General features: G+C 61.9%; 21 protein-coding genes and 1 pseudogene. 3 read left to right on the top strand and 19 right to left on the bottom strand.

Features of this window, described 5'->3' with window-relative positions; genetic code table 11:
• Positions 1-17: 17 nt before the first annotated feature.
• The gene (locus tag ACODSZ_RS14380; protein WP_175344801.1) at positions 18-1,424 is read right to left on the bottom strand and encodes a cytochrome b; all 1,407 of its coding nucleotides are present in this window, start codon (positions 1,422-1,424) and stop codon (positions 18-20) included.
• 2 nt (positions 1,425-1,426) lie between these two features.
• Positions 1,427-2,035: a ubiquinol-cytochrome c reductase iron-sulfur subunit gene (petA, locus tag ACODSZ_RS14375; protein ID WP_034351097.1), complete on the bottom strand. Its 609-nt coding sequence runs from the start codon at positions 2,033-2,035 to the stop codon at positions 1,427-1,429.
• Between the two features lie 292 nt (positions 2,036-2,327).
• On the opposite strand from petA, the gene mscL reads away from it, so the two are divergent.
• Positions 2,328-2,765 carry a large conductance mechanosensitive channel protein MscL gene (mscL, locus tag ACODSZ_RS14370; protein WP_283810207.1) on the top strand — a complete coding sequence of 146 codons (438 nt, stop codon included), beginning with the start codon at positions 2,328-2,330 and terminating at the stop codon, positions 2,763-2,765.
• 77 nt (positions 2,766-2,842) lie between these two features.
• Here the strand turns inward: mscL and ACODSZ_RS14365 are convergent, their stop codons facing one another.
• Entirely contained in the window at positions 2,843-3,607 is a 765-nt protein-coding gene (locus tag ACODSZ_RS14365) for a Nif3-like dinuclear metal center hexameric protein (protein WP_488927853.1), read from the bottom strand.
• 44 nt (positions 3,608-3,651) lie between these two features.
• Between ACODSZ_RS14365 and ACODSZ_RS14360 the strand changes: the two genes are divergently transcribed.
• On the top strand, positions 3,652-4,833 hold the full coding sequence (locus ACODSZ_RS14360) for a Do family serine endopeptidase (protein WP_034351100.1): 1,182 nt from the start codon (positions 3,652-3,654) through the stop codon (positions 4,831-4,833).
• Positions 4,834-4,851: 18 nt separating this feature from the next.
• Positions 4,852-5,541 (top strand): DUF2461 domain-containing protein, encoded by a 690-nt coding sequence (locus ACODSZ_RS14355; RefSeq protein WP_008332426.1) that lies wholly within the window; start codon positions 4,852-4,854, stop codon positions 5,539-5,541.
• 78 nt (positions 5,542-5,619) lie between these two features.
• Here ACODSZ_RS14355 and tatC read toward each other — a convergent pair whose 3' ends face one another.
• The 16 genes and pseudogenes from tatC to ACODSZ_RS14275 form a co-directional block, all read right to left on the bottom strand.
• Entirely contained in the window at positions 5,620-6,393 is a 774-nt protein-coding gene (tatC, locus tag ACODSZ_RS14350) for a twin-arginine translocase subunit TatC (protein WP_008332428.1), read from the bottom strand.
• Between the two features lie 40 nt (positions 6,394-6,433).
• Positions 6,434-6,958, bottom strand: a complete 525-nt coding sequence (gene tatB / locus ACODSZ_RS14345) for a Sec-independent protein translocase protein TatB (RefSeq protein ID WP_008332430.1) — start codon at positions 6,956-6,958, stop codon at positions 6,434-6,436.
• A gap of 121 nt (positions 6,959-7,079) precedes the next feature.
• Positions 7,080-7,283: a Sec-independent protein translocase subunit TatA gene (gene tatA / locus ACODSZ_RS14340; RefSeq protein ID WP_008332431.1), complete on the bottom strand. Its 204-nt coding sequence runs from the start codon at positions 7,281-7,283 to the stop codon at positions 7,080-7,082.
• 71 nt (positions 7,284-7,354) lie between these two features.
• The gene (locus ACODSZ_RS14335) at positions 7,355-7,735 is read right to left on the bottom strand and encodes a histidine triad nucleotide-binding protein (protein ID WP_175344804.1); all 381 of its coding nucleotides are present in this window, start codon (positions 7,733-7,735) and stop codon (positions 7,355-7,357) included.
• Positions 7,736-7,787: 52 nt separating this feature from the next.
• Positions 7,788-8,126, bottom strand: a complete 339-nt coding sequence (locus ACODSZ_RS14330; protein WP_039783857.1) for a phosphoribosyl-ATP diphosphatase — start codon at positions 8,124-8,126, stop codon at positions 7,788-7,790.
• Between the two features lie 113 nt (positions 8,127-8,239).
• Positions 8,240-8,623, bottom strand: a pseudogene (gene hisI / locus ACODSZ_RS14325) (phosphoribosyl-AMP cyclohydrolase); the annotation flags it as partial.
• Positions 8,620-9,384, bottom strand: coding sequence for an imidazole glycerol phosphate synthase subunit HisF (gene hisF, locus ACODSZ_RS14320; protein WP_175344806.1), 765 nt, complete (start codon positions 9,382-9,384; stop codon positions 8,620-8,622). The pseudogene hisI and the gene hisF, both read right to left, overlap by 4 nt.
• A 1-nt stretch (position 9,385) precedes the next feature.
• Entirely contained in the window at positions 9,386-10,183 is a 798-nt protein-coding gene (hisA, locus tag ACODSZ_RS14315; RefSeq protein ID WP_008332447.1) for a 1-(5-phosphoribosyl)-5-[(5-phosphoribosylamino)methylideneamino]imidazole-4-carboxamide isomerase, read from the bottom strand.
• 78 nt (positions 10,184-10,261) lie between these two features.
• The gene (hisH, locus tag ACODSZ_RS14310) at positions 10,262-10,900 is read right to left on the bottom strand and encodes an imidazole glycerol phosphate synthase subunit HisH (RefSeq protein WP_488927852.1); all 639 of its coding nucleotides are present in this window, start codon (positions 10,898-10,900) and stop codon (positions 10,262-10,264) included.
• A gap of 63 nt (positions 10,901-10,963) precedes the next feature.
• Positions 10,964-11,560, bottom strand: coding sequence for an imidazoleglycerol-phosphate dehydratase HisB (gene hisB / locus ACODSZ_RS14305; protein ID WP_008332457.1), 597 nt, complete (start codon positions 11,558-11,560; stop codon positions 10,964-10,966).
• A 73-nt stretch (positions 11,561-11,633) separates the two neighbouring features.
• Entirely contained in the window at positions 11,634-12,740 is a 1,107-nt protein-coding gene (gene hisC / locus ACODSZ_RS14300; protein ID WP_488927881.1) for a histidinol-phosphate transaminase, read from the bottom strand.
• Positions 12,721-13,557, bottom strand: a complete 837-nt coding sequence (locus tag ACODSZ_RS14295) for a DNA-methyltransferase (protein ID WP_008332466.1) — start codon at positions 13,555-13,557, stop codon at positions 12,721-12,723. The genes hisC and ACODSZ_RS14295 overlap by 20 nt, the downstream gene beginning before the upstream one ends.
• 1 nt (position 13,558) lies before the next feature.
• Positions 13,559-14,875, bottom strand: a complete 1,317-nt coding sequence (gene hisD, locus ACODSZ_RS14290; protein ID WP_008332467.1) for a histidinol dehydrogenase — start codon at positions 14,873-14,875, stop codon at positions 13,559-13,561.
• A gap of 40 nt (positions 14,876-14,915) precedes the next feature.
• Positions 14,916-15,566, bottom strand: coding sequence for an ATP phosphoribosyltransferase (hisG, locus tag ACODSZ_RS14285; protein WP_134223469.1), 651 nt, complete (start codon positions 15,564-15,566; stop codon positions 14,916-14,918).
• A 25-nt stretch (positions 15,567-15,591) separates the two neighbouring features.
• A complete protein-coding gene (gene murA / locus ACODSZ_RS14280) occupies positions 15,592-16,848 on the bottom strand; it encodes a UDP-N-acetylglucosamine 1-carboxyvinyltransferase (RefSeq protein ID WP_175344809.1) in 1,257 nt (418 codons plus the stop codon).
• Between the two features lie 9 nt (positions 16,849-16,857).
• A complete protein-coding gene (locus tag ACODSZ_RS14275) occupies positions 16,858-17,094 on the bottom strand; it encodes a BolA family protein (protein ID WP_008332475.1) in 237 nt (78 codons plus the stop codon).
• Positions 17,095-17,134: the final 40 nt, after the last annotated feature.

The following is a 17,134-nucleotide window of genomic DNA, read 5'->3' as shown; positions in this document are numbered from 1 at the left end:
GTCCTTTGGCAGCTGGCTTAGTGCGGATGGTAGACGACGCGCTCGGGCACCGGCTTGAAGGTACCGGCAGCACTCCACCAGGGCATCAGCAGGAAGAAGCCAAGGTAGATGAAGCTGCACACCTGAGAGACGGTGGTGCCGATGGCCGTCGGCGGTTGCACGCCGAGGTAGCCAAGGATGACAAAGGCGATGCCAAAGACCAGATACACGTACTTGTGCCAAGTCGGGCGATAGCGGATGGACTTGACCTGCGAATGATCCAGCCACGGCAGTCCGCCCAGAATCACCACCGACAGGCCCATCAGGACCACGCCCCAGAACTTGGCATCAAAAATCAGCATGCCGGCGATGATGGCCAGACCGACGACGATGGCAACGATCTTCAGCTTGGCTGTCAGCCGCGACTTGAACACCAGCAGCGCAACGTAGCCGGCCACGCCGGCAATGAGCCAGCCCATGAAATCGGCCGTCGTGGCACGCAGGATCGAGTAGAACGGCGTGAAGTACCAGACCGGAGCGATGTGTGGCGGCGTCTTCAGGGAATCGGCCGGAATGAAGTTGTTGTACTCCAGGAAGTAGCCGCCCATCTCCGGCGCGAAGAATACCACCGCCGAGAACACCAGCAGGAAGATCGAGACCCCAAAGATGTCATGCACCGTGTAGTACGGGTGGAAGGGCACGCCATCCAATGGCACACCGTTCTCATCGGTCTTTTCCTTGATTTCCACGCCGTCCGGGTTGTTGGATCCGACTTCGTGCAGGGCGATGATGTGCGCTGCCACCAGGCCGATCAACACCAGCGGAATGGCGATCACGTGGAAGGAGAAGAAGCGGTTCAGCGTGGCGTCCGAAACGACATAGTCGCCGCGAATGAGCAGCGACAGATCCGGACCGATGAAGGGAATGGCGCCAAAAAGGTTCACGATCACCTGTGCGCCCCAGTAGGACATCTGCCCCCAGGGCAACAGGTAACCGAAGAAGGCTTCACCCATCAGGCACAGGAAGATCCCCACGCCGAACAGCCACACCAGTTCGCGCGGCTTGCGGTAGGAGCCATAAAGCAGGCCCCGCACCATGTGAAGATAAACGACGATGAAGAAGGCCGAGGCGCCAGTGGAGTGCATATAGCGCACCAGCCAACCCCAGGGCACATCACGCATGATGTATTCGACCGAGGCGAAGGCCAGGTTGGCGTCCGGCTTGTAGTGCATCACCAGGAAGATGCCGGTGACGATCTGGATCACCAGCACCAGCAGTGCCAGGGAGCCGAAGATGTACCAGAAGTTGAAGTTCTTCGGGGCGTAGTATTCGGAGAGGTGGGCTTTCCAGGTGGCCGTCAGCGGAAAGCGCGAATCGACCCAGTTCAGGGCCTTGGCAGCCACCGGTGCATCATCCGGCAGCTTCTTTTCGTGAAATGCTCCCATGATCAGGCCTCCCCTTTCTCGTCCTTGCCGATGACGAGCTTGTTATCGCCTTCAAACATGTAGCGCGGGACTTGCAGGTTGTCCGGCGCCGGCTTGTTCTTGTACACGCGACCGGCCAGGTCGAAGGTCGAGCCGTGGCAGGGGCACAGGAAACCGCCGTGCCAGTCGTCGGGCAGCGAAGGTTGCGGGCCGGTGTCAAAGCGGGAACTGGGGGAGCAGCCGAGGTGCGGACAGATGCCGACCACGACCAGGATGTCCTTGCGCAGCGAGCGCCACTCATTGAGGGCGTAATCGGGTGTCTCGGAGAAATCGGTACGCTTGGAGTTCGGGTCGGCCACCTCGCTATCGGTCTTCTTGAGGGACTCGATCATTTCGGGGGTGCGCTTGAGAATCCAGACCGGCTTGCCGCGCCATTCAACCGTGCGCATTTCACCGGGAACCAGTGAAGAAATATCCACTTCCACCGGTGCGCCCGCTGCCTTGGCGCGTTCGGAAGGTTGCAGGGTGGAGACGAATGCTCCAGCGGTGGCCAAACCCGCTACACCTCCGGCCGCACAAGTCGCAACAAGCAAACCTCGTCGACTCGCGTCGACCTGATTCTCGTCAGTCATAAAGACCCCAATCTCCAAATGTAAGTTAGCGTGGACCTTCTAAGTGACCCTCATGCAACTTTTTGATTATATATAAGCTGAATAGGGTTTTGTAGCTAACGGCGGGTATCGTACAGGCTTGTGAAAATGAACATTTGACGCAGCGCAACCCCTTGTCAATCTGCTCTCGTTCTCGGTTTTTTTGCAGTGCGGCGTCAGCGCTTGTCCGATTTACTTTTCCTGGCGGGCAGGATATAACCCGTTGTAAGCCCGCCTCATGTTTAAACAGCAACTTTCAAAGGAGAAACCAGGGATGAGCATGCTCAAGGATTTTCGCGCCTTCGCGATCAAGGGAAACGTGGTCGACCTGGCCGTCGGTGTCATCATCGGCGGGGCCTTCGGCAAGATCGTCGGCTCGCTGGTCGAGGATATCATCATGCCCATCGTCGGCAAGATTTTCGGCGGTCTGGACTTCGCCAACTACTACCTGCCGCTCAACGGTCAAGCCTACGGGCTGCCGCTGGCCGAAGCCAAGAAGGCCGGCGCGGTCTTCGCCTACGGCAACTTCCTGACCATCTTCATCAACTTCCTGATCCTGGCCTTCATCATCTTCCAGATGGTGCGCGCCATCAACAAGGCGCGTGACCTGGCCTCCAAGCCAGAGGAAGCCGCCCCCGTCGCACCGGCCCCCACTCCGGAAGACGTGCTTCTGCTGCGTGAAATCCGCGATGCGCTCAAGAAGCAGGGCTGACGCGCTTCCTCACTTTTTATGCTTCATCTTTTTGGTTTTTAAACTGAAGCTTGTAGTCAAAACATCGCCATCCGGTCTCAGACCGGATTGTCGATGTCGATGAAGCGATGCTCGATGCCGAAGTGCTTGGCCACATGTTGGCCGAGCGCCTCAATGCCGTAGCGCTCGGTGGCGTGATGGCCGGCGGCGAGATAGACGGTGCCGCTCTCGCGCGCCAGGTGCACGGTCGGTTCCGAAATCTCGCCGCTGATGTAGGCCGTGGCGCCGGCGTCGATGGCCTCGCCCAGCATGCCTTGTGCACCGCCCGTGCACCAGGCGACCTGAGCGATGGACTGATGCGGGTCACCGATGAGCAGCGGCGTGCGTCCCAGGCGTTTCTCGATGAGCTGCGCCAGGTCGGCGGCAGTCTTGACCGAAGGGGCAAGGCAGCGCCCGATCCAGCCGATGTCGTTTTCACCGAAGCGACCGGTGGCGTCAAAGTCGAGTCGCTTGGCCAGTTGGGCATTGTTGCCCAGCTCGGGATGGCAATCCAGCGGCAGGTGATAGCCGAACAGATTGATGTCATGCGCCAGCAGCAGCTTCAGGCGCCGCTGCTTCTGGCCGATCACGCGCATGTCTTCGCCGCGCCAGAAGTAGCCATGATGGACCAGGATGGCATCGGCCTGCCATTGTACGGCCGCCTCGATCAGGGCCAGGCTGGCCGTCACGCCGCTGACCACGCGGCCGATGGTGGCGCGCCCTTCCACCTGCAAGCCGTTTGGGCAATAATCGCGATATTGCGCCGCGTTGAGCGTCTGCCCCAGATAGACTGCGAATTCATTTCGACTAATGTGGCGGGTCATCTCTTCCTCATCCGATTTCAAATCCAAAACCAAAAATTCTTTTTATGCGACGTTTATGGCTGTTGTTTGCCCAGACCGTGACAGTGGGTCTGGCGCTGTGGTTCATTGTAGCGACCCTGAAGCCGGACTGGCTGTCCGGATCCTTCACTTCGCGTGCGCGCCCTGCCCAGTCCACGATCCAGATGCAGGAAGCCACGCCCGCCGCGCCCGCCCTGGACTCCTATCGTCATGCCGCGCGCCAGGCCATGCCCTCGGTGGTCAATATCTTCACCACGACCGAAGCCCGCCCGCAGAAGAGCCCCTTCCAGAACGACCCGTTCTTCCGCAAGTTCTTCGGCGACCAGTTCGACGAGCAGCAGCAGGATGACAAGCAATCCAGTCTGGGCTCGGGCGTCATCGTCAGCCCGCAAGGCTACATCCTGACCAACAACCACGTGGTGGAAGCGGCCGACAAGATCGAAGTGGCCCTGGCCGATGGCCGCAAGGCCAGTGCCAAAGTGGTCGGCATCGATCCCGAGACCGATCTGGCCGTCATCAAGATTGACCTGCCCAACCTGCCCGCCATCACTCTGGGTCATCCGGAAAACAGTTCGGTGGGCGATGTCGTGCTGGCCATCGGCAATCCGTTTGGCGTGGGCCAGACCGTCACCATGGGCATCATCTCGGCGCTGGGCCGCAATCACCTGGGCATCAACACCTTCGAAAACTTCATCCAGACCGATGCCGCCATCAACCCCGGCAATTCGGGCGGCGCACTGGTCGATACCAACGGCAACCTGCTGGGGATCAACACGGCCATCTATTCTCGTACCGGCGGCAACCTGGGCATCGGCTTTGCGATTCCGATGTCGACGGCCAAGACGGTGATGGAAGCCATCATCAGCCACGGCCAGGTGGTGCGCGGCTGGATCGGTGTCGAGCCGCAGGACATCACCCCTGAACTGGCCGAGAGCTTTGGCCTGGGCAAGAAGACCGGTGCCATCATCGCCGGCGTGCTCAAGGGTGGTCCGGCCGATCGTGCAGGCATGCGTCCGGGTGACATCCTGGTGAGCATCGCCGACAAGCCGGTGGCCGATACGACCGAGATGCTCAACGTCATCGCGCAACTCACGCCCGGCCAGCAGATCGCCATGACGGTGCTGCGCAAGTCGCAGGAGACCAAGCTGAACATCACCGTGGGCAAGCGTCCGCCGCCGCCCAAGAACGATGATGCCGAAGAAGAATAATCCAGGAGCAAGCCATCCATGCACGTGCGAGACCTGATCCAGTTCCTCGGGGAGCTCTCCGAGAACAACAACCGCGCCTGGTTCGTCATGAACAAGCCGCGCTACGACATCCTGCGCGAGGAATTCCTGGCGCTGACCATCAAGCTCATCGCCGAGATCAGCAAGTTCGATCCGGCCATCGCGGGCTGCAATCCGAAGAAGGCGCTGTTTCGCATCAACCGCGACATGCGCTTCTCACATGACAAGCGGCCCTACAAAACGCACTTCTCCGCTGCCATCACCGCCAGTGGGCTGAAGAAGCCCAGCCAGGGCGGTGGTCCGGCCTACTACTTCCACATCAACGAAGCCGGGCAGCTGCTCATCGCCGGAGGTGAATACCTGCCACCGACGCCGCGCCTGCGCGCCATCCGCAACCGGGTGGTGGAAGATGCAGCAGGCTTCACCAAGATGCGCAAGAACAAGAAGCTTGTGGCGACTTATGGGGATCTGCAGGAGGAAGGCAAGCTGCAACGTCCGCCCAAGGGCTTCGATCCGGACACGCCCAATATCGAATACGTGAAGCTCAAGAGTTTCATCGTCTGGACCGAAGAAGATATCCGCAAGAAGATTCCTGCTGACCTCGGCAAGCAGGTACTGGAAGGATTCAAGGATGCCTATCCGCTGGTGCAATGGCTGCGCGAGATCCCTCTGGTGAGCCTCGAGGAGTGAGGACTCATCCAAGCTGCTTCCACAACGACAAAGCCCGCTCATCATCGAGCGGGCTTTGTTTTACGGGGACAGCCGGGCTTATTCCGAGGATACCGAACTGCTGGGCTCGGCATCCGGCGCGCGTGTGGCGCGCTCGAAGATCGGCGCCACCAACAGGCCCACTTCGTAGAGCAGGATCAGCGGCACGGCCAGCATCAGCTGGCTCATCACGTCCGGCGGGGTGACCACGGCGGCGACGATGAAGGCGGCAACGATCACGTAGGGACGGATCTGCTTGAGCTTGGACAATTGAACCAAGCCCATGCGCACCAGCACGATCACGATCACCGGTACCTCGAAGGTCACGCCGAAGGCGACGAACATGGTCAGGACGAAGTCGACGTAGCTGTCGATATCCGGTGCCACCGAGACCGACTTGGGGGCGAAGTTGTTGATGAACGGGAAGACCACGCCAAAGACGAAGAAGTAGCAGAACGCCACCCCCATGACGAACAGCAGCGAAGACGAGATCACCAGCGGCGCGATTAGACGCTTCTCGTGCGCGTACAGGCCCGGTGCGACGAAGGCCCACAGCTGGTACAGCACCCAGGGGAGCGAGATCAGCACCGCCACCAGCATGGTGACCTTGATGGGAATCAGGAAAGGCGTGATCACGCCGGTGGCGATCATGCGGCTGCCGGCGGGCAGCGCATGGATCATCGGCGCGGCAAGCACGTCAAAGATGTGGGCCGCGAAGGGCATCAGGCACAGGAACACCACCAGCACCACGGCAGCCGCCTTGACGATACGGCTGCGCAATTCGATCAGGTGCGAGATGAAGGTATCTTCGGCCTGGGTGTTTTCTTCAGCCATGGGGTCGGAATTCCGATGAGGTGAGACGCGCTGCGCCAAATTAGAAGAAACCTGCCGACTTGCCCACACCGACCGGACGGCGATACTTGGCCACCCGTGCCGAGGCCGAGATCACGCGGGTCTTGTGACCGCTCTGGTGCTTGTACCAGGCCGGCACGCCGGTAGTGCGCGAGAGCTTCTTGCGGCGGAAGGCCTTGGCCTTGATCGCATGCAGGGAAGGATCGGGCGTACGGGTCCAGCTATTGCCCGCACTGGCGCTGTCGGAACTGGAAGAATCGTCACCGCCGTTCCAGGCGTCATTGATCGATGCTTCCGTCTCCGACATGCTCTTGTGGATGCTGTTGCTGACATCGCTGGCGGCGTCCTGCACATCCTTCTGCATCTTGCGCAGCTCGTCGAGTTCCATCTCGCGGCTGACCTCCGACTTGACGTCGTTGATGTAGCGCTGGGCGCGACCGAACAGGGTGCCGGCCATGCGCGCTACCTTGGGCAGGCGCTCGGGACCGATCACGACCAGCGCGACCACGCCGATCAAGGCCAGCTTGGTAAGGCCGATATCAATCATGAGTCTGTGTGGGCATTAAGAGGACAACGAGGGCGCGCATGCGCCGGAAGACGGGATACCCGCTTCGAACCGCGACGCGGGCCCATGCGAGCCCGCCAGACAGGGCTGGCGGGCGGCCTGTTCAGCTGCCGGACTTGTCCTTTTCCTTGGCCTGCACGTCGATGGCCGCGTCCTTCTTCTCTTCCTCGGCGCCCTTGACGCCATCCTTGAAGCCCTTGACTGCCTTGCCCAGGTCGGAACCCATGTTGCCGAGCTTCTTGGTGCCGAAGACCAGCATCACGATCACCAGAACAATCAGCCAATGCCAAATACTGAACGAACCCATTCTCTTCTCCTAAGCGGACATCCCTGCCCTGTGTACAAGTGAAACCTGCCAGCCCCCGGGCCGGCGAATCCTTATTGTTGCACGAACCGTACCCGCCAGGGATGCGGACCGCCGATCACGTGCATGTGCAGATGGTACACCTCCTGGCCGCCATCCGGTCCGGTGTTGATGATGGTCTTGAAACCGCCGCTGGGCTTGCCTTCGGCGTCCAGACCATAAGCACAGCCCTGCTCGGCCGCCAGGCGCGGTGCCAGCGCCAGCATCTTGCCCAGCAGGGCGGCATGCTGTTCACCGCAATCGGCCAGGGTCGCCACATGCTGGCGCGGCACGATCAGGAAATGCACCGGTGCAGCCGGATTGATATCGTGGAAGGCGATCAGGTCCTCGTCCTCGTAGATCTTCTTCGAGGGGATCTGGCCCGCCGCAATCTTGCAGAAAATACAATTATCCAACGCCGTACTCCTGGGAAACAAGGGGAATGGAAAAGAACGCCAACCGGTCAGGTCAGTCCTTGCGGGCCGCCTTTTCTTCCAGGCCGGAGAGGCCTTCGCGCCGCGCCAGTTCGTTGAGCACATCCTGCGGGCTCAGCTCGAACTGCGCCAGCAGGACCATGGAATGGAACCACAGGTCGGCGCACTCGTAGAGCACCTTGGACTTGTCGCCCGAGACGCGGGCATCCTTGGCGGCCATCACGGTTTCGGTAGCTTCCTCGCCGATCTTCTTGAGGATGGCGTCATCCCCCTTGGAGAACAGCTTGGCGACGTAGGATTTCTCGGGATTGCCGCCGTTGGCCAGCTTGCGCGACTCGATGACTTCGGCCAGTCGCTTCAGGGTTTCACTCATGATGGGGTCTTGTCACTATCCACGGGCTTGGGGATGGTCTTGCGCACGCGCTTGGGCTTGGCGACCGGTGCGGCCGCTGCGGCGACCGGAGCACCGCCGGCACCCGGCTGCAGATCCTTCAGGACCGGCTCGACCGTGACCCATTCGCCGCTGTCGGCGCTACCCTCGAACTTCTGGAAGAAGCAGGAATGGCGGCCGGTATGGCAGGCAATGCCGGCCACCTGCTCGACCTTGAGCAGCACCACGTCTTCATCGCAGTCCAGGCGGATTTCGTGCACTTTCTGGAAATGACCCGATTCTTCACCTTTGTGCCACAGCTTCTTGCGCGAGCGGCTCCAGTAGACCGCCTGGCCGATCTCCACGGTGCGCGCCAGCGCCTCGCGGTTCATCCAGGCGAACATCAGCACGTCATTGGAGCCGACTTCCTGGGCGATCACCGGCACCAGGCCGACTTCGTCCCATTTGACCTTGTTGAGCCATTTGGCGCTGATGCTCATGCCAGCCTCATGGAAATGTTCTGATCAGCCATGAAGCGCTTGGCTTCCTGCACGGTGTGCTGGCCATAGTGGAAGATGCTGGCGGCCAGCACCGCATCGGCCTTGCCCTTGGTGATGCCGTCGGCCAGGTCCTGCAGGCCACCCACGCCACCCGAAGCAATCACGGGAATGCTGACCGCTTCCGAGACCGCGCGGGTCAGGTCGAGGTCGAAGCCGCTCTTGGTACCGTCACGATCCATGCTGGTCAGCAGGATCTCGCCCGCACCCAGCTGCGCCATCTTGCGCGCCCAGTCGACGGCATCCAGGCCGGTGGCCTTGCGCCCGCCGTGGGTGTAGACCTCCCACCTGCCGTCACCGGCGCGCTTGGCATCGATGGCCACCACGATACATTGCGAGCCGTACTTGTTGGCCGCATCGGCCACCAGTTGCGGATTGGTCACGGCCGAGGTGTTGATGCCCACCTTGTCGGCACCGGCATTGAGCAGGCGGCGCACATCTTCCACCGCGCGCACGCCACCGCCCACCGTCAGGGGGATGAAGACCTGCGAGGCCACGGCTTCGATGATGTCCAGGATCAGGTCGCGGCCATCGGAGGAGGCGGTGATGTCGAGGAAGGTCAGCTCATCGGCGCCCTGCTCGTCATAACGACGGGCAATCTCGACCGGATCGCCGGCATCGCGCAGCTCCAGGAAGTTGACGCCCTTGACCACGCGACCCGCGGTCACGTCCAGGCAAGGGATGATGCGTTTTGCAAGGGCCATGTTATTTGCTGCCGGACAGGCGGTTGGCTTCCAGTTCGCGCGTCAGTTCATCCGCACGATCCTGGCCGCTGCGCAGGTCCAGCGTCCCTTCATAGATGGAACGGCCGCAGATGACGGCTTCGATGCCTTCATCCTCGACCCGGCACAGCGCCTCGACGTCGCCCACGTTGTGGACGCCGCCCGAAGCGATGATGGGAATGGTCACGGCCTGCGCCAGGCGCACCGTAGCCTCGATGTTGACGCCGCCCATCATGCCGTCGCGGCCGATGTCGGTGTAGACGATGGCTTCGCAGCCATAGCCTTCAAACTTCTGCGCCAGGTCCACCACTTCGTGGCCGGACAGCTTGCTCCAGCCATCGGTGGCAACCTTGCCGTCCTTGGCATCCAGACCCACGATGATCTGGCCGGGGAAGGCGCTGCAGGCGTCATGCAGGAAACCGGGATTCTTCACCGCGGCGGTGCCGATGATGATGTAGGAGAGGCCATCGTCCAGATAGCGCTCGATGGTGTCCAGGTCGCGGATGCCGCCCCCCAGTTGCACCGGGATTTCCTCGACCTCGTTTTCCTCGGCGAAGCGGGCGACCACCTGCAGAATGGACTTCACGGCCGCCTCGTTCTTGGGCTTGCCGGCGAAGGCGCCGTTCAGGTCCACCAGGTGCAGGCGGCGCGCGCCCTGCTTGAGCCAGTGCAGGGCCATTTCCGCCGGATCTTCGGAGAAAACGGTGGCTTGTTCCATATCACCTTGTTTGAGGCGTACGCAATGACCGTCTTTCAGGTCGATGGCGGGTATGAGCAGCATGGCTAGGGGATGACTAGTCAGTAAAAAAGAAGGGTTGGCGACGCTCTGCGGCGAAGTTCTTGCCGGAAAGGCAAAAAATCAAGGTTTCCAGTGTACGAAATTCCGATACAGCTGCAAACCCGCCGAAGCACTTTTTTCCGGATGGAACTGAGTTGCAAAGATATTATCGCGGGCCACGGCACAAGCGAAGTCACGGCCATAGGGAGTTTGGCCAACGATCTGCGACGTTTCGGCCGGGACGGCGTAATAGCTGTGGACAAAATAGAAGAAGGCATTATCTGCGATGCCTTCCCACAAGGGGTGGGCGCCGGTCTGGTGCACATGGTTCCAGCCCATCTGCGGCACCTTGAACAGCGATCCATCGTCCTGGCGCATACCTTCGAGCTCGAAGCGCACCACCTTGCCGGGCAGCAGGCCCAGGCCGGGGGTGTCGCCTTCTTCACTCCAGTCGAACAGCATCTGCTCGCCCACGCACACGCCGAACAGCGGCTTGGTGCGGGAGGCTTCGAGCACGGCATCCTGCACGCCGGATTCGCGCAGGCTGCGCATGCAATCGGGCATGGCGCCCTGGCCGGGCAGGACCACGCGGTCGGCGGCGCGGATATCGGCGACCTCGCCGGAGATGCGCACGTCGGCTTCAGGCGCGACATGGCGCAGCGCCTGCGCCACCGAGCGCAGGTTGCCCATGCCGTAATCGACTACAACAATTTTATTCATGGCGACATTGAACGGTGCTCACGCACCGGGAAACCCAGATGATGTTTAGCGATACCCTGCGATTTACAGGCTGCCCTTGGTGGACGGAATCGTACCAGCAGCGCGTGCATCGAGTTCGACGGCCATGCGCAGCGCGCGGCCGAAGGCCTTGAACACGGTCTCGGCCTGGTGGTGGGCATTCACGCCACGCAGGTTGTCCACGTGCAGGGTCACCTGCGCATGGTTGACGAAACCATGGAAGAACTCGCTGGTCAGGTCGACATCGAAGGAACCGATCATCGAGCGGGTAAAGGGAATGTGGTATTCCAGGCCGGGACGGCCGGAGAAGTCGATCACCACGCGCGAGAGGGCTTCATCCAGCGGCACGTAGGCATGGCCGTAGCGGCGGATGCCCTTCTTGTCGCCGATGGCCTTGGCAAACGCCATGCCCAGGGTGATGCCCACGTCTTCCACCGTATGGTGCGCGTCGATGTGCAGGTCGCCCTTGGCGTGGATGTCCAGGTCGATCAGGCCGTGGCGGGCGATCTGGTCCAGCATGTGATCCAGGAAGGGGACGCCGGTATCCAGCTTCTGCTGGCCGGTGCCATCCAGGTTGATCGCAACGCGGATCTGCGTCTCGTTGGTGTTGCGGACGACTTCCGCGGTTCTCGGTGTAGACATGGTTGGGGTCAGACGGTGTTCTATCGTTGGGTAATGCTTGATGCCGGCTTGCCTGTGCGGGAGCCTGAATCCTTCAGTGCTCTCGCAGTGTTTCTTTCAGGGCCGTCAGAAAAATGCGGTTTTCTTCATCTGAACTGACGGTAATACGCAAACAGTTTCGCAGCAATACGTGCATTCTACCGGCATTTTTGACAAGTACCCTGCGCGCCAGCAATGCAGCGCTGACTTTATCGGCATCCGGGACGCGGATCAGGATGAAATTGGCCGCCGAGGCAAACACCTCCACCCCTTCCAGCGCCGCCAGCCGCGCTGCCAGTGCGCCGCGCGCCTCACGCAGTTGTGCCGCCTGCGCCTCCAGCACCGGCAGGTGCTCCAGCACCAACAGCGCCGCCGCCTCGGTCAGCACGTTGACGTTGTAGGGCGGGCGCACCTTGTCCAATTCACGCAACAGGGCCGGGGCCGCCGACAGGTAGCCCAGGCGGATGCCTGCCAGGCCCAGCTTGGAGACGGTGCGCATGACGATCAGGTTGTTGTGCTGCGGCAATGCAGGCATCAGCGTCGAGGCGGCAAAGGGTTGATAGGCTTCGTCCACCACCACCAGGCCGTAGGGCGCGACGGCTTCGATGATGCGCAACACCTCGGCCATCGGATAGAGCGTGCCGGTCGGATTGTTGGGATAGCCCAGCCAGGTGATCACGGGCCTGTGTTGCTCGATGGCGGCCAGCATGGCCGGCAGGTCCAGTGTCAGGTCCGCGCGCAGCGGCACGCCTACGTAGTCCAGGCCAGCCATCTTGGCCGAGATGCCGTACATGACGAAACCCGGCTCCGGCACCAGGACGGTACGCCCCGGCATGGCACAGGCCACGCAGAGCATGGTGATGAGCTCATCCGAGCCATTGCCCAGCAGGACGTCATATCCCTCGGGCACACCCAACTGTGCGCAGATCGCCGCCTTCAGGTGCGTATAGGACGGCACCGGATAACGGTTCAACGCCAGTGCCGCCAGTCTTTGCGCCAGTTCATCACGCAAGGCCGGCGGCAGCAGGTAGGGATTTTCCATGGCATCGAGCTTGACCATCCCTTCGGCCGAGGGCACGTGATAGGACTGCCAACCGCGCACCAGCGGGCGGATCACGTTGGCCACCAGGTCGTCCACGGTCTCAGGCTTGGAGGGATTCATCATCTAGGCTCGCAGGCGCCGGCGCATCGAGAGCGTCGAGACGCTGGCGGATCAGTTCGCAATAATCGGGATTGAGTTCAAAGCCGGTGAAGTGGCGCCCGCAACGGCGTGCTGCCACGGCCGTGGTGCCGCTGCCCATGAAGGGATCGAGCACCACGCCGCCGGGCGGGCATGATGCCTTGACCATGCGTTCCACCACTTCCAGCGGCTTTTGGGTGGGATGGTCAGCGCGCTCCTTGTGCTCGCGGTGCAATCGCGAGACGCTCCACACATCCTTGGGGTTGTAGCCCATTTCCAGCCACTTGGCCCCGACGAAGATGGAGCGTGAACGCGCCTTCTTGGTCTGGGCATCGTAGGGAATGCGGATGGCATCGAGATCAAAGAAATAATCCTTGGCCCGCGCGAAGAAACCGATGGTGTCATGCACCGACGAATAACGCCGGGTGCTGCCGCCCATGGAGGGCACGCGGCGGTCCCAGATGATCTCGTTGATCATGGTCATGCGCTGCTTCAACATCACGAAGATCTCCGGCGAATTGCGCCAGGTCAGGAAGATGTAGAGGCTGCCATTGGGCTTCAGCTTGGGCAGCGCGGCATCGACCCACTGCTCGGTCCAGGCCAGGTAAGCGGCGGTATCGAGCTTGTCGGAATCATTGCCGTAATCCTTGCCCAGTCCGTAGGGAGGATCGGCGATCATCAGATCGACGCTGCCATCGGGAACCCGCGCCAGGCCGGCAGCGACCGAGAGCGCATCCTCGCAAAATACGCGGTCCAGCCAGCCGGCGCCTGCAAGGGAGTCGGTGGCGGAGGTCATCATCTCACTTCTTGAGCCGCAATTCGGCCGAGCGGGCGTGGGCCTGCAGACCCTCGCCATAAGCCAGTTCAGCGGCAATCCTGCCCAGCGTCTGCGCGCCCTCTTCCGACACGCGGATGATGCTGGAACGCTTCTGGAAGTCATACACGCCCAGCGGCGAGGAGAAACGCGCCGTGCGCGAAGTCGGCAGCACGTGATTGGGACCGGCGCAATAATCACCCAGCGATTCGGACGAGAAACGGCCCAGGAACATGGCCCCGGCGTGACGGATCTGGTCGGCCCACTGCTGCGGTTCCTGCGCGGAAATCTCCAGGTGCTCGGCGGCGATCATGTTGGCGATCTCGCAGGCTTCCTCCATGTCGCGCACCTTGACCAGGGCGCCACGGTCGGTCAGGGAAGTACGGATCACGTCCTTGCGCGGCATATCTTCCAGCAGGCGATTGATCGAGGCTTCGACTTTGGCGATGTAGTCCGCATCCGGGCACAGCAGGATGGATTGCGCCAGTTCATCGTGCTCGGCTTGCGAGAACAGGTCCATGGCGATCCAGTCCGGATCGGTGGCACCGTCACAGATGACCAGAATCTCGGAGGGACCGGCGATCATGTCGATGCCCACCACGCCGAACACGCGGCGCTTGGCAGCAGCGACGTAGGCATTGCCCGGACCGACGATCTTGTCCACCTGCGGGATGGTGGCGGTGCCATAGGCCAGCGCGCCCACGGCTTGCGCACCACCGATGGTGAAGACGCGATCCACGCCGGCAATGGCGGCGGCGGCCAGCACCAGTTCATTCTTTACGCCATCCGGAGTCGGCACCACCATGATGACTTCCTGCACACCGGCCACCTTGGCCGGAATCGCATTCATCAGCACCGATGACGGATAAGCTGCCTTGCCGCCCGGCACGTAGATACCCACGCGATCCAGCGGCGTGACCTTCTGGCCCAGTTCGGTACCATCGGCTTCGCGATAGAGGAAACCATCGGAGCCGCATTCCTTCTTCTGGCGCTCATGATAGGCGCGCACGCGGTCGGCGGCGGTCTGCAGCGCATGGCGGCGTGCCTCGGGCAACCCGGCCAGTGCAGCTTGCAGCGCATCCTTGCCGATCTCCAGAGCGGCCACGGAAGTGGCCTGCAGGCGGTCGAAACGCTGGGTATATTCCAGCACGGCGGCGTCACCGCGCGCCTTCACGTCGGCCAGGATGGTGGCCGCAGCGCGGTCGATGGCTTCGTCCTCGCTGGCTTCGAAGGCCAGCACGGCCGACAGCTTGTCACGGAAGCCGGCATCGGCGGAATCGAGTTTTCGGATGGCAATGCTCATGGTCTCACCTGCTCTGCGAGGATGTCTGGGGTCGTGGGAATTACTTGGCCTTGGAAGCCTTCTCGAAGGCATCGAGAATCGGCTGCAGGCGCTCGCGCTTCAACTTCAGCGCGGCCTGGTTCACCACCAGGCGCGAGGAGATGTCGATGATGTGCTCGACTTCCACCAGCTTGTTGGCGCGCAGCGTACCGCCAGTGCTGACCAGATCGACGATGGCATCCGACAGGCCCACCAGCGGGCCCAGTTCCATCGAGCCATACAGCTTGATCAGGTCGACGTGCACACCCTTGGCAGCGAAGTGCTCGCGCGCGGTATTGACGTACTTGGTGACCACGCGCAGACGCGCGCCCTGGCGCACCGCGCTGGCGTAATCGAACCCTTCCTGCACCGCCACGGACAGGCGGCACTTGGCGATGTTCAGGTCGATGGGCTGGTACAGGCCTTCGCCACCATGTTCCATCAGCACGTCCTTGCCGGCCACGCCGAAATCGGCCGCGCCGTATTGCACGTAGGTCGGCACGTCCGAAGCGCGCACGATGATCACGCGCACGTCGGGGTCATTGGTCGGCAGGATCAGCTTGCGCGAGGATTCCGGATCCTCGGCCACGGTGATGCCGGCGGCTTTGAGCAGCGGCAGGGTCTCTTCGAAAATACGGCCCTTGGAGAGTGCCAGCGTCAGTTGTTGGGTCATGATGGTGTACTTTTTGTGGAATCCGTCAAACTTGCTTGATGCGCTCGATATCGGCGCCGATGGCCGACAGCTTGGCTTCCATGCGGTCATAGCCGCGGTCGAGGTGATAAATGCGCTCCACCACCGTCTCGCCCTGCGCCGCCAGGCCGGCGATGACCAGCGAGGCCGAGGCGCGCAGGTCGGTCGCCATCACGGGGGCGCCGAGGAATTTCTCGACCCCGGTGACGATGGCGGTATTGCCTTCCACATCGATGGCCGCGCCCAGGCGATTCAATTCCTGCACGTGCATGAAACGGTTCTCGAAGATGGTCTCGGTAACGTGGCTGGTGCCTTCGGCCAGGCAGTTCAAGGCCATGAACTGCGCCTGCATGTCGGTCGGGAAGCCCGGATATTCAGTCGTACGGAAGCTCACCGCCTTGGGACGGCGCGCCATCTGGATACGGATCCAGTCCTCGCCCGAAGTGAGGATGGCACCGGCTTCGCGCAGCTTGTCCAGCGCAGCATCGAGCAGGCCGGCACGGGTACGGTGCAGGGTAACGTCGCCACCGGTGGCCGCAACGGCGCACAGGAAGGTGCCGGTCTCGATGCGGTCGGCGATGACCTCATGCTCGGCACCGTGCAGCTTATCCACACCCTGGATCACCAGGCGATCCGTGCCGATGCCCTCGATCTTCGCGCCCATCTTCACCAACAGATTGGCCAGGTCACCCACTTCAGGTTCGCGCGCAGCGTTTTCCAGCACGGTCTCGCCATCGGCCAGGGCGGCAGCCATCAAGAGGTTCTCGGTGCCGGTCACGGTGATCATGTCGGTGACGATGCGCGCCCCTTTCAGGCGCTTGGCCTTGGCATGGATGTATCCGGCCTCGATATGAATTTCCGCGCCCATCGCCTGCAGTCCCTTGATGTGCTGGTCGACCGGACGTGAACCAATGGCACAACCGCCGGGCAGCGACACCTTGGCCTGGCCAAAGCGCGCCAGCAAGGGGCCCAGCACCAGGATCGAGGCACGCATGGTCTTGACCAGCTCATAGGGCGCTTCGGGGCGGGTGATGTCATTGCCGTTCAAGACCAGCCGCTCGCCGTTCTCGCGTACGCGCAAGCCCATCTGCGTCATCAGCCTGGTGATGGTGGAGACATCCTGCAGGTGGGGCACATTGGAAAGCACCAGGTCGCCATCGGTCAGCAGGCCCGCGCACAAGATAGGCAGCGCGGCATTCTTGGCACCGGAAATGGTGAGGTCACCGGAGAGGCGCTTGCCGCCACGGATCAAAAGCTTGTCCATCGTGTTGCCTTATTTCTGGAATTCTTCGGGAGTCAGGGTCTTCATCGACAGCGCGTGAATTTCTTCGCGCATGCGGTCACCCAGCGCGGCATAGACCAGCTGGTGACGCTGGATCAGGCGCTTGCCGGCAAACGCCTCGGCGACGATAACGGCGGTGAAGTGCTGGCCATCGCCCTCCACTTCGAGGTGCTGGCACTCCAGGCCGGCGGCGATGTAGCTTTTGACGAGTTCAGGTGTGGGTAGCATGTTGAGGCTCTTCACGGGAATGAGGGAGATGGCGGGGCGC

It is taken from the genome of Herbaspirillum sp. FG34, from assembly GCF_057809315.1.
Note: the sequence above shows the minus strand (reverse complement) of the source record. Positions and strands in the feature narration are given on the sequence as shown.

What these genes read in the sequence shown, in the direction of transcription:
- ACODSZ_RS14380 (WP_175344801.1), bottom strand. Translation starts at nt 1,424, where the DNA reads ATGGGAGCATTTCACGAAAAGAAGCTGCCGGATGATGCACCGGTGGCT.
- petA (WP_034351097.1), bottom strand. Translation starts at nt 2,035, where the DNA reads ATGACTGACGAGAATCAGGTCGACGCGAGTCGACGAGGTTTGCTTGTT.
- mscL (WP_283810207.1), top strand. Translation starts at nt 2,328, where the DNA reads ATGAGCATGCTCAAGGATTTTCGCGCCTTCGCGATCAAGGGAAACGTG.
- ACODSZ_RS14365 (WP_488927853.1), bottom strand. Translation starts at nt 3,607, where the DNA reads ATGACCCGCCACATTAGTCGAAATGAATTCGCAGTCTATCTGGGGCAG.
- ACODSZ_RS14360 (WP_034351100.1), top strand. Translation starts at nt 3,652, where the DNA reads ATGCGACGTTTATGGCTGTTGTTTGCCCAGACCGTGACAGTGGGTCTG.
- ACODSZ_RS14355 (WP_008332426.1), top strand. Translation starts at nt 4,852, where the DNA reads ATGCACGTGCGAGACCTGATCCAGTTCCTCGGGGAGCTCTCCGAGAAC.
- tatC (WP_008332428.1), bottom strand. Translation starts at nt 6,393, where the DNA reads ATGGCTGAAGAAAACACCCAGGCCGAAGATACCTTCATCTCGCACCTG.
- tatB (WP_008332430.1), bottom strand. Translation starts at nt 6,958, where the DNA reads ATGATTGATATCGGCCTTACCAAGCTGGCCTTGATCGGCGTGGTCGCG.
- tatA (WP_008332431.1), bottom strand. Translation starts at nt 7,283, where the DNA reads ATGGGTTCGTTCAGTATTTGGCATTGGCTGATTGTTCTGGTGATCGTG.
- ACODSZ_RS14330 (WP_039783857.1), bottom strand. Translation starts at nt 8,126, where the DNA reads ATGAGTGAAACCCTGAAGCGACTGGCCGAAGTCATCGAGTCGCGCAAG.
- hisF (WP_175344806.1), bottom strand. Translation starts at nt 9,384, where the DNA reads ATGGCCCTTGCAAAACGCATCATCCCTTGCCTGGACGTGACCGCGGGT.
- hisA (WP_008332447.1), bottom strand. Translation starts at nt 10,183, where the DNA reads ATGCTGCTCATACCCGCCATCGACCTGAAAGACGGTCATTGCGTACGC.
- hisH (WP_488927852.1), bottom strand. Translation starts at nt 10,900, where the DNA reads ATGAATAAAATTGTTGTAGTCGATTACGGCATGGGCAACCTGCGCTCG.
- hisB (WP_008332457.1), bottom strand. Translation starts at nt 11,560, where the DNA reads ATGTCTACACCGAGAACCGCGGAAGTCGTCCGCAACACCAACGAGACG.
- hisC (WP_488927881.1), bottom strand. Translation starts at nt 12,740, where the DNA reads ATGAATCCCTCCAAGCCTGAGACCGTGGACGACCTGGTGGCCAACGTG.
- ACODSZ_RS14295 (WP_008332466.1), bottom strand. Translation starts at nt 13,557, where the DNA reads ATGATGACCTCCGCCACCGACTCCCTTGCAGGCGCCGGCTGGCTGGAC.
- hisD (WP_008332467.1), bottom strand. Translation starts at nt 14,875, where the DNA reads ATGAGCATTGCCATCCGAAAACTCGATTCCGCCGATGCCGGCTTCCGT.
- hisG (WP_134223469.1), bottom strand. Translation starts at nt 15,566, where the DNA reads ATGACCCAACAACTGACGCTGGCACTCTCCAAGGGCCGTATTTTCGAA.
- murA (WP_175344809.1), bottom strand. Translation starts at nt 16,848, where the DNA reads ATGGACAAGCTTTTGATCCGTGGCGGCAAGCGCCTCTCCGGTGACCTC.
- ACODSZ_RS14275 (WP_008332475.1), bottom strand. Translation starts at nt 17,094, where the DNA reads ATGCTACCCACACCTGAACTCGTCAAAAGCTACATCGCCGCCGGCCTG.